The organism is Collinsella aerofaciens (assembly GCF_015558785.1).
GTDB classification, from domain to species: Bacteria; Actinomycetota; Coriobacteriia; order Coriobacteriales; family Coriobacteriaceae; genus Collinsella; species Collinsella aerofaciens_P.
In genome coordinates this window covers 1-4,165 of the sequence record NZ_JADMOP010000031.1, presented here as the reverse complement: position 1 = coordinate 4,165, position 4,165 = coordinate 1, and the positions used below count along the sequence as shown (strand labels likewise).

Below are 4,165 nucleotides of genomic sequence, written 5' to 3'. Positions count from 1 at the left end.
GGCTCTGTTAGACCAAAATTGACATATAGCTTTTTTCCGATTTAGGACGATAATGCCCGGGAGCAATTTGAATTTGCTCCCGGGCATTAGTCTATTTTGGAGGTTTGAATGCGGTCAAAACTGATAAAGCGCGCTCATCTGAATTACAGATATCAATGTTAACCAGTTGGCTGACCTCTTCAAGAAGCGCCGCCGCTTTCTTTCGGGTTTCAGCTAGCTCTTCCATTCTTTCTTGAATAACTTGCATCGATTCTAGACTAGGAACTGGTAGCTTTAGCTCGCTAAGGATATCCCAAGAAATTCGCGTCCTTCCAATACCCGTGGAAAGCAATATCAGATCTGAACGCGCGGTATCAGATCTGATTAGCGACCATAGCGCATAAACGGTCAACGGGTCTTTTGGCTGGATAACGGTATATTCAGAAGATACGTATAAACCAGCTGTTTTCGAATCAACAACGGCAACAGCACCATTAACAGCATTGATATTACTTAGAACGATATCGTCCTTCTTTAGCTTAAATAGCGACTCATAGCTAACATCCTCTGCGTAAGATTCATCACCCGCAGCAATCGTTCCGTCATACTTAACTACTGCAAAGGTAACTTTCTTCCTCTTGTTATCCCCTCTGGTATAAAAGAGGTCACCAACTCGGTTCTCACAGGCGGCACCGGAAGTCCAGATGGGTTCAGCGATGTCTTTGGCGGCGCGTACCTTAAAACCCCGTTCGCTCCATTTTTCGACGTTTCTGCCCGCAACGAGAAGAGTCGCTTTAACATCCATCCGGTTTTCTATGCGTTTTGGATCGACTGAATAAAGTCGAGCAATTTCAGGATCACCATCTAAAAATGCTTTATATCCATTAACGATATCGGTGATTTCCTCTTTCGCCTTTTGCGCCGTAATTGCATCAGACGGAAGAACTCGCTCTCTGTTGGGACTATCTAGCCCCACATACGAGCAGTACCGCATATAGATTCGAGGCTGCTCTTGGGCGGCTTCTATCTTCTTCTGCAAGAAGAGCAGTGACGTCTTGACTCTTGCCTGAGAGCGCTGGAATGCGTCGCCTGGAAGCGATATAACTGCCCTGACGATGAAATGACTTCTAATCCAATCCCTAACGTAAGAAGTGTCCTCACCTCCAAGTATTCCATCATCTAGTACGGTAATTAAAGAACCGCCTGGTTTTAGAATATCGTAGTAGCGCTCAATGAATAGAACGCTTGAACGCACAGTTCCGCGCAAGCTCGAGATTCCATTTCCATCTGGGCGATGAGCGATGGAGTAGTCTTTGAGGAGGGCTAGGTCAGACGGTTCGGAGCATTTATACTCCGCAGCAAACGGTGGATTAGTCAGCGCCAAATCGAAATAGCCATTACGGCCAGAGATCGCATCTCGAAATTCCTTTTTCTCGCTTCTAAGTTCAAGCGAATCGGCGTCTTCTTCTACGGTGATATTCTTATCTAGGGAATCTAGCTGGAATATTTTACTTCCACCGTCTCCATGAAGAAACATATTCATACGAGCAATGCGTGCTAAAGCTGGGTCCCTAGCTGCATCGATGCCCCATATGCAATTTTCAGCAATGTTTTTCTTGATTTCCTGCTTCTCCTTCATAGAAAGAGAGGCGTTGGAATCGACTTTTCCCCACATACCATTTAGAGCTCCGATAAGGAACCCGCCAGAGCCGCAGCATGCATCAATAATTTGTGAGCAATCAGAGACGTTTCTTCCGACATGCAGGTCTGAAAGGCCAACGGCGATATCAACAATGCTTCTCGGCGTAAAATACTGCCCAAGTGACTTGCCTCTTAAAGTTGCGTTCAGAAACGTTTCGAACATGCGGCCATTGAGGTCGTCTTCAATGAGATGGAGATCAACTTCTTCAAATCGCTTAACAAGTTCTTTGATTGTTCCGGCGGACAACCGTATCTTCTCGTTAGGTTCAAAAATGCGTTTCTTCTTTTTTTGAGCGATCAGATCCTCGAAGTTCTTTACCAACTTAGCGAAAAGAATCGTATTGACGGGATTCGGAGTCGTTTCCTCGGCCTTTTTTATCCATTGTGATGAAAATTTGGCTCGTGAAACCGGTACAGAATAGCCTTCATCCGTTTCGTATCCTTCGTCACATTCATGCGCTTCTTTATCGGAGGTCATTTTTAGGAAAATCACTTTCACGAATTCAGTGAAAGCGGCTCCGTAACTGAGATGTTCGTGCTTATAGATATAGGAATGTGCGCTTCCGAATAGTTTATTTACCGCAGAAGGTCCGATTTGCTTCAGGACGATGCGCTCTTCCTCTATTTCGCTCGAGAGCCCAGCAGGATGTGTCGCGTTAAAAGAACGCGGTGACAGGTATTCGGCTAAGGTGTCGAAGGCTTTGGAGCCATTATTCATATCAGATAGAGATAATGTGAGAATGGGCTTTGCGCTATCCCATCTATACAGCATAGTTTTCAAACCGTTCGTTAGAACGAAGTATTGGACTGGATTGTCTTTATAGCCCTGGTTGATTAGAAGACAATAGCTGGAGCATTGTCCGACCCAAGAATCTAGGTTTTCCTTTGTGGATTTGGCATCAATGACAAAACGCACCTTTCTTCTATACGAAAGAGCGTAGTCGGGTTTATAAGGCATCTTTTTTCGGCCCAAGTTTACGCTGAGTTCCGAAATGCTTTCCTTTGTTTTAATTTGACTGTCTGACCAGCCCAAGCGTTTGAGAAGCCTGTCTACAAAAAACTGCTCTACAGATGCTTCATTTCCCAAATCTTCTTTTCTGCAGATTGCTTTTTTCGCCTTATTATTCATTCGTTTTATTTACCTTCATCTCAAACGGCATGCCGCCCTCGCGGATCACCGCTCGGAGAAACATGTTCATCGCTGTGGACATGGACAGACCGAGCTCATCGAGGATGGCGGATGCCTCCCTCTTCACCTCCGGCTCGATCCTGATAGTGGTTGCTGGTATGTTCGAAGGCATGGCGGCTCCTATCTCTCGTGTATACCACGGTGCCACCATTTTAGCGGACTACGCCGCCCTCGAGACCCAGTAGTCCATATAGGGCGGCAGGACGTTGAACATGTCACGGATGCGGATCGCGCAGGTGCCGTTGGCGAGCTGACGTGCGACCGTGGACTCCGCGCGGCGGGAGTCGGTCGCCATGAAGGTGCGGCACCAGCGGAACCAGTCGAGATAGGCGCCGAGGTGTTTGGTGGACACGCCCTTGAAACGCGCCATGAACGAGTCGAGGAGCGAATGGACGGTGTTGATGCGGTTGATGGTGCCCTCCGAGCGGTCCCTGGAATCATAGGACTCATGCGAGGCAACCTTCAAGTCGCACAACACATCGATGTATGCGGTCGCCTTGTCCGTGGCGACGACCGCGCCCGCGCCAATACGGTCGCGAAGGGCTTCCGCCGCACGCTTGCGCGAGACCACGCCTCGCCCCGAGACCTCGAAGAAGGTGGCATTCGTGTCGCTGATGCCCGTCATGACGCAGATCTGCTCACGAGAGAGGCCGCGCTTGTGGACCTGTTTGCCGCGATGGCGTGCCTTTCTCGGCAGGGTGAAGGAGCCCTTTGAATGGTTGCCCTTGAAGGATTCGGGGAAGTACGTCTCGTCGAGTTCGCAGGCCTGCCCCTGCCCGACGCGGAACTCGGGAGAATACCCCTTCAGGCACTCGATGAGCCTGTGGCGCATGGTATAGGCGGTCTTGAGGCAGACGCCGCAGCGGCCGGCACACTCGCGTAGCGGGAGCATGAGGACGAAGCACTCGGCATAGGCCATCCAGGTCTCGCGGGGCAGTTTGCTCGTGCCGAGAATCCGGTCGGTGGAGCCTGAGAACGTCCTGCCGCAGTCGCGGCAGAGGTAGCGCTGCTCACCGTTCCTGGACTTGCCCTTCTTGACGATAGCGACCGAGCCGCAACGTGGGCAGCGCTCCATCGCGTAGCCGCTTCCTGCTGCATCGTCGAACATGGCGGCACGGATGATATCGCGTACCGACTCGATTGCACGGCGGCGCTCGGACTTGCTGAGCTTCGCCATATTCTTCTTGAGGGTGATGACCAGATCCTCGGCGTTCATACCTGCTCCAATGCCGTGGTTGCTGGTTTCATTATACCACGGTGGCATCACCTATATGTCAATTCTGGTCTAACAGAGCC

General features: G+C 50.0%; 3 protein-coding genes. All 3 read right to left on the bottom strand.

Annotated elements, in window-relative coordinates; translation table 11 throughout:
• Nucleotides 1-91 precede the first annotated feature (91 nt).
• Genes I2G40_RS09480 through I2G40_RS09470 form a run of 3 tightly spaced genes read right to left on the bottom strand, consistent with a single transcriptional unit; the run spans nucleotide 92 to nucleotide 4,085 of the window.
• Entirely contained in the window at nucleotides 92-2,809 is a 2,718-nt protein-coding gene (locus I2G40_RS09480) for an N-6 DNA methylase (RefSeq protein ID WP_195544912.1), read from the bottom strand.
• Nucleotides 2,802-2,981 carry a type II toxin-antitoxin system RelB/DinJ family antitoxin gene (locus I2G40_RS09475; protein ID WP_195544911.1) on the bottom strand — a complete coding sequence of 60 codons (180 nt, stop codon included), beginning with the start codon at nucleotides 2,979-2,981 and terminating at the stop codon, nucleotides 2,802-2,804. Before I2G40_RS09475 ends, I2G40_RS09480 begins: the two co-directional genes overlap by 8 nt.
• A gap of 48 nt (nucleotides 2,982-3,029) precedes the next feature.
• Nucleotides 3,030-4,085 carry an IS1595 family transposase gene (locus I2G40_RS09470; RefSeq protein ID WP_229090751.1) on the bottom strand — a complete coding sequence of 352 codons (1,056 nt, stop codon included), beginning with the start codon at nucleotides 4,083-4,085 and terminating at the stop codon, nucleotides 3,030-3,032.
• Nucleotides 4,086-4,165: the final 80 nt, after the last annotated feature.